We start from the raw sequence: 4,428 nt of genomic DNA, 5'->3' as shown, positions 1-4,428 counted from the left end.
TCGACTCGGTGGGCAACCCGTGGAGCGGCAGTTACGTCTACAACTCGGGCAACCTGGTGCTCGATCTGCTGTACAACCTGATGCTCGAATCGACGGGCCGCTTGCAGAAATGCCGCATGTACGAGATGACCGACAACAAGACCGCCCGCTCGACCATCTCCTACCTGATCGTTCGGGACCAGGCGCACGAGAACGGCTACGCCAAGGCGCTCGAAACCCTCGGTGTCGACTGGAAGAAGACGCTGCCGATCCCCAAGACGAACGCCGAACAATTCCCCGAGGTCAAGAAACTCGTGGAGATGGGCCTCCAGAGCAAGCAGTACACGTTCGACCTCACCGGCGCCTCCGAAGCGGGACGTATTTACCAGGGAATGTCGCCGTCGAAAGACGGAACCGACCTCGATGCGAGCGAACAGGCACCTGCCGGCGCGCCCCTCGACATCGCTCCCGAGCGGCCGGAGGAGTTCGCACCCGGACTGGATCCGGAGCTCATGGAACTGATCCAGCAGACCGCCGAGATGGAGATGGCCGACATCGACGCCACATTCGGCGAACTCGGCAAGTAGTGGACCACCGGCTCCCGGCCTGTGCTCGACGGGCCGGCTGACTTCACGTCGCGCACCTGAACAATAGAGTCGGTCGACGAACGCCTGCCCGGATAACGGTGCAGGCGTTCGTCGTACATCTCCACCAACGCCCAGGGGCCTTTCGCACCATCGCGCGGTGACGCCACTGCGGATGACACGTAACCGGTCAGCAACCAGTTCGCCGACTTCATGCACCCCACCAGTGATGCCCGGAGAATCGTCAGGGCCTGGTCCGGCTCCCGGGGCGCCGTAACGACGTCCGTCGGTGTCCGCTCAGGCTCATCCGCGGGTGCTCGGTCGGCATCGGCTGACCGAGACGGCGTCCGCTCGGTCGCGTGGTTCGACGACAACACGTCATCATGTGCGGGCGTTTCGACTTTCCTCGTGACATCGAGTCCCGATCGGCATCATTCGCCGAGTCAGCTAACGACCCTTGCCCGTGGCGACCCTGAAACAACTCCAACGGTCCACAGTCGACGTCCAGGTGCGCTGTTGACGGCACCCGATGGTTCGCAGAAGGATTACGACTACAACTCGCGACTGGACGTTCCTGGTACCCGAGTTGTCACGTGAGTGGTCGCACGCAGCGCGATCTTCCACTGCGGCAATCCGAGTCGCCAGCGCTCGACCCACGCCCAATCGGCGTAGGTACGTTCCCACTCGCGCATGGGCAAGGTGTCGAAAACGGCCAGTGGTGGCGTCGGGTCGCCGAGAAAAGAGCCGGAGAACCCACGCCGACGGAGCCGTCCCACCGCTGCGAACATCTCTGCGTCGCGGCCGTTCCATGCGACGGCGACTCCGGGCGCACTGACGTGGCCCCACCGCGCGTACGGGAGTACATCGTGCCCGTCGTCGTCGGGCAGTAACACCGCGGTCGAATACGACACGGGTGAGGACAACACGTGGAACAGGTCGGTGGGGTCGATCGCGGTGACACTGTCGGGCCAGCGAGTGACGAGGTGCGGGGTACGGCGGGTGTCCGCGGACCGGTACATCCACGCACATGGTGGGCACAGTCCCTTCCCGCGTGGGCGCACCCACAGCGCTGATGCGGCGGCGGACATGCCCGGCACTCTCGTGGTGGACGTCAACTGACGCGTCGTGGTCGCGCAGCGTGCGCACGTTCCCGTCGCAGTCGCGGCGGCATCGGGCACGCCGGCGTTTCCGGTGGCCCGATGGGCTGCATGTTCCGGGCCGTCGGTGGTCGGACTCGAAGGTGCTGCGGCGACGGCGTCATCCGAATTGCCGGCCATACCGTCCGTCGACGTCATCTGGAAGAAGTTCCTGCCGGTGATGGTGCCGAACGCGGGAAGTGCCCGTCGGGGGCATTGCTGACCACGAGGGCGCGACTGCGGAGGTCGGGCGGCAGCAGCTGCCGCCAGCGCAGCGCCTCGTCGAGATGAGTACTGGTCCAGAGCGCTGTCACCAGTTCCTCACGCCCGGTGGAGCGGGGAGAACGGAGCTCGACGGTGTAGACGTAGGGCAGGGGCGAAGTGACCGAACACAGCGTCTCCCACGTTGCACGTGGCACCACCTCGCCCCGCGGATCCTCGATGTGACGCACCTGCGCACCCCACGCTGCGCAATACGCGCGAGCCACGTCGACGGCATCGGTCAGCGAGCTCGCGGTGCGCAGGATGACTGTGTCCCGGTCGTCGACCATCCACACCAGGAACCTTCGCTCGTCGGTGACATGGGGTGCGGTCGCGTGGGGTGCGGGCGTCTCGGCGGTGGGGCCGACGAGGTCGAGGAAGTCGCACGAGCGCGGTGTCGGATTCACACGGTCGGTCATCGACGGGCTTCGCTCTCACGTGTAGTGATACCCGACGTGCCGTTCACCACGGCGCGATGTTCCCTGCTGTCACGATTCATGGTCGCCGAGAGACTCGACAACGCGTTGCGCCTCGTCCAGCGACGAATGTTCGCGCGCATAGGCGCCGGCTCGGAGCAGCGCCGATGCCGCCGGCACCGAAAGACGTTGCCGGGCAGCGAGAACGCCGATCGCGACGCTGACGACGTCGGAGCCCGCAACCGGCTCCGATGATGCACCGAGGACCCGGTCGGCGACCGGTTCGCTACCGAGCGCTCGCGCCAGCGCGCTGACCGTGGTGTCCGCATCGAGCGACCGCGCGGGCGGTCGACGCCGCCGGTAGAGCTGCAGGGTTCCCAACGCCGACCCGAGTGCCCCGAACGCATGGACCTGTAGCCAGTGAACGCCCACCGCGACGAGTTCGTCGATCAGCAGCGGCCAGGTGCGGCGGTCGTCGGGATCGGTGGTCGTCACGGTCTGCACCGGATGTGCGGGCGTCGCCGTCGTGTGGGGTCCGTAGCCGAGGACGAAGAGCAGGTCCGCCACGCGCTCGGCGGTCGGGTCGGTGGCATAGAGGATCCGGTGTCTGTCATCGTGGCGCTCGGTGGATGCGACGACAGCTGCGCCGTCCGCGGACGACAGGTCGACGCACACCTCCACCCACTGCGACAATGACTCCAGGCCGGACAGTGGATGATCCCTCGGCTGACGGTCGTCGGCGTCACCGGTCACCGGGACTCGCAGACCGGCACGACCCCGGTGTGCACGACGGGGGCACGCGGCGACGTTGACGCACAACGTTGTTCGAGAATCTGGATCCGAGCGCCCGCTCTCGCCCGCAGGTGCGGAGTCAGCTGCAGGACAGGTAGGGCGGGCGACACGTGACCGACCGCCGCGACGATATCGCGACGGTCGGGTAAATGCTGAGACATGTTTCGCGCACACTCCTCGAGGTCGTCTTCGCGCCGCAGCGGCGAGACGACTGGTTCGGATGATCGGTCCGAACGGCAAGGGTTGTACCGAACTGACGGTAACTGTACGCCGCGTCGCCCTACACCGGGCGACGACGAACTATCGAGGACTGCCGTTCGACAGCAGCGGTGCACTCCGTTGCGGGCGCCCAGCATACGTGTGACATGGTGTGCTCGACCTCGGCGTACGTACCCAGCACCGAGGATCTGGAAGAAGGTACGTCCGTGACCGCTACTTCCGACCCGCCGCTCGACCCGGCGCGCGCCGACAGTGATTCCGAGACAATGTCTTTGGGCGCCGCCATGGCCGAGATGGCCAGGGTGATCCAACAAGAACACGGGAGCGTCGAGGGCACTCTGCTCTCGATCACGGCGGAGGCGGTCCGGCTGATACCGGGCGCTGATCACGCCGGCATCACCCTCGTCGTCCGCAATCGCAGAATCGAATCCCGCGGTGCCACCGACGAACTCCCTCGCCGTGTCGACGCCCTGCAGGAGGAGACCGGGCAAGGGCCGTGCTTGGACACGGTGTGGAAACACCACAGTGTGTTCGTCCCCGATATGGCCCGTGAGGATCGGTGGCCACAGTTCGCTCCCGCGGCCTCAGAGGCCGGAGTGCGCTCGATGCTGACGTTCCGGTTGTACACCCACCACGATCACCTCGGGGCGCTGAACCTGTACTCCGACGCCGTTCACGGCTTCGACGACGCCGACGACGACGTCGGCGTCCTGCTCGCCACGCACGCCGCCCTCGCTCTCGTCGCCGCCGAGCAGGAGCACAATTTCGAGTCCGCGCTCGCGACCCGCGATGTCATCGGACAGGCCAAAGGCATCATCATGGAGCGCTATGACCTGCGCGCCGACGCTGCGTTCGCGATGCTCGTTCGACTGTCCCAGGACTGGCACACACCGGTGACGGATCTGGCGACGAAGATCGCGCGACGCGAACCCGAATGATGACGGCCTAGAAACGGAGACGAGTAACCCGACGGGAACGGTCAATCTATGGGCGGTCGAATCGTCCTCGAACTCGCGCGGCGGGGAGTCGGCGGCGACACCG

Annotated in this window: 5 protein-coding genes; 2 read left to right on the top strand and 3 right to left on the bottom strand. The window is 66.2% G+C overall.

The window, feature by feature from the left end; translation table 11 throughout:
- The coding region (locus QRN16_RS21755; protein ID WP_285190000.1) for a manganese catalase family protein at nucleotides 1-566 on the top strand (566 nt) is incomplete at its 5' end.
- 548 nt (nucleotides 567-1,114) lie between these two features.
- On the opposite strand, the gene QRN16_RS21750 is transcribed toward QRN16_RS21755, so the two are convergent.
- The 3 genes from QRN16_RS21750 to QRN16_RS21740 all read right to left on the bottom strand — a co-directional run bounded on the left by QRN16_RS21750 (nucleotide 1,115) and on the right by QRN16_RS21740 (nucleotide 3,129).
- Nucleotides 1,115-1,858: a hypothetical protein gene (locus tag QRN16_RS21750; RefSeq protein WP_285189998.1), complete on the bottom strand. Its 744-nt coding sequence runs from the start codon at nucleotides 1,856-1,858 to the stop codon at nucleotides 1,115-1,117.
- A complete protein-coding gene (locus QRN16_RS21745; protein WP_285189997.1) occupies nucleotides 1,855-2,379 on the bottom strand; it encodes a hypothetical protein in 525 nt (174 codons plus the stop codon). Before QRN16_RS21745 ends, QRN16_RS21750 begins: the two co-directional genes overlap by 4 nt.
- A 69-nt stretch (nucleotides 2,380-2,448) precedes the next feature.
- Nucleotides 2,449-3,129, bottom strand: coding sequence for a hypothetical protein (locus QRN16_RS21740; RefSeq protein ID WP_285189993.1), 681 nt, complete (start codon nucleotides 3,127-3,129; stop codon nucleotides 2,449-2,451).
- Between the two features lie 464 nt (nucleotides 3,130-3,593).
- Here QRN16_RS21740 and QRN16_RS21735 point away from each other — a divergent pair, with 464 nt between their 5' ends.
- Nucleotides 3,594-4,325 (top strand): GAF and ANTAR domain-containing protein, encoded by a 732-nt coding sequence (locus tag QRN16_RS21735; protein ID WP_285189991.1) that lies wholly within the window; start codon nucleotides 3,594-3,596, stop codon nucleotides 4,323-4,325.
- Nucleotides 4,326-4,428 lie beyond the last annotated feature (103 nt).

Source organism: Rhodococcus sp. MEB041, from assembly GCF_030208955.1.
Classification (GTDB): domain Bacteria; phylum Actinomycetota; class Actinomycetes; order Mycobacteriales; family Mycobacteriaceae; genus Rhodococcoides.
Note: the sequence above shows the minus strand (reverse complement) of the source record. Positions and strands in the feature narration are given on the sequence as shown.

Excerpts from the sequence above, each read along its gene's own strand:
- QRN16_RS21745 (WP_285189997.1), bottom strand. The coding sequence starts at position 2,379 with ATGACCGACCGTGTGAATCCGACACCGCGCTCGTGCGACTTCCTCGAC.
- QRN16_RS21750 (WP_285189998.1), bottom strand. The coding sequence starts at position 1,858 with ATGACGTCGACGGACGGTATGGCCGGCAATTCGGATGACGCCGTCGCC.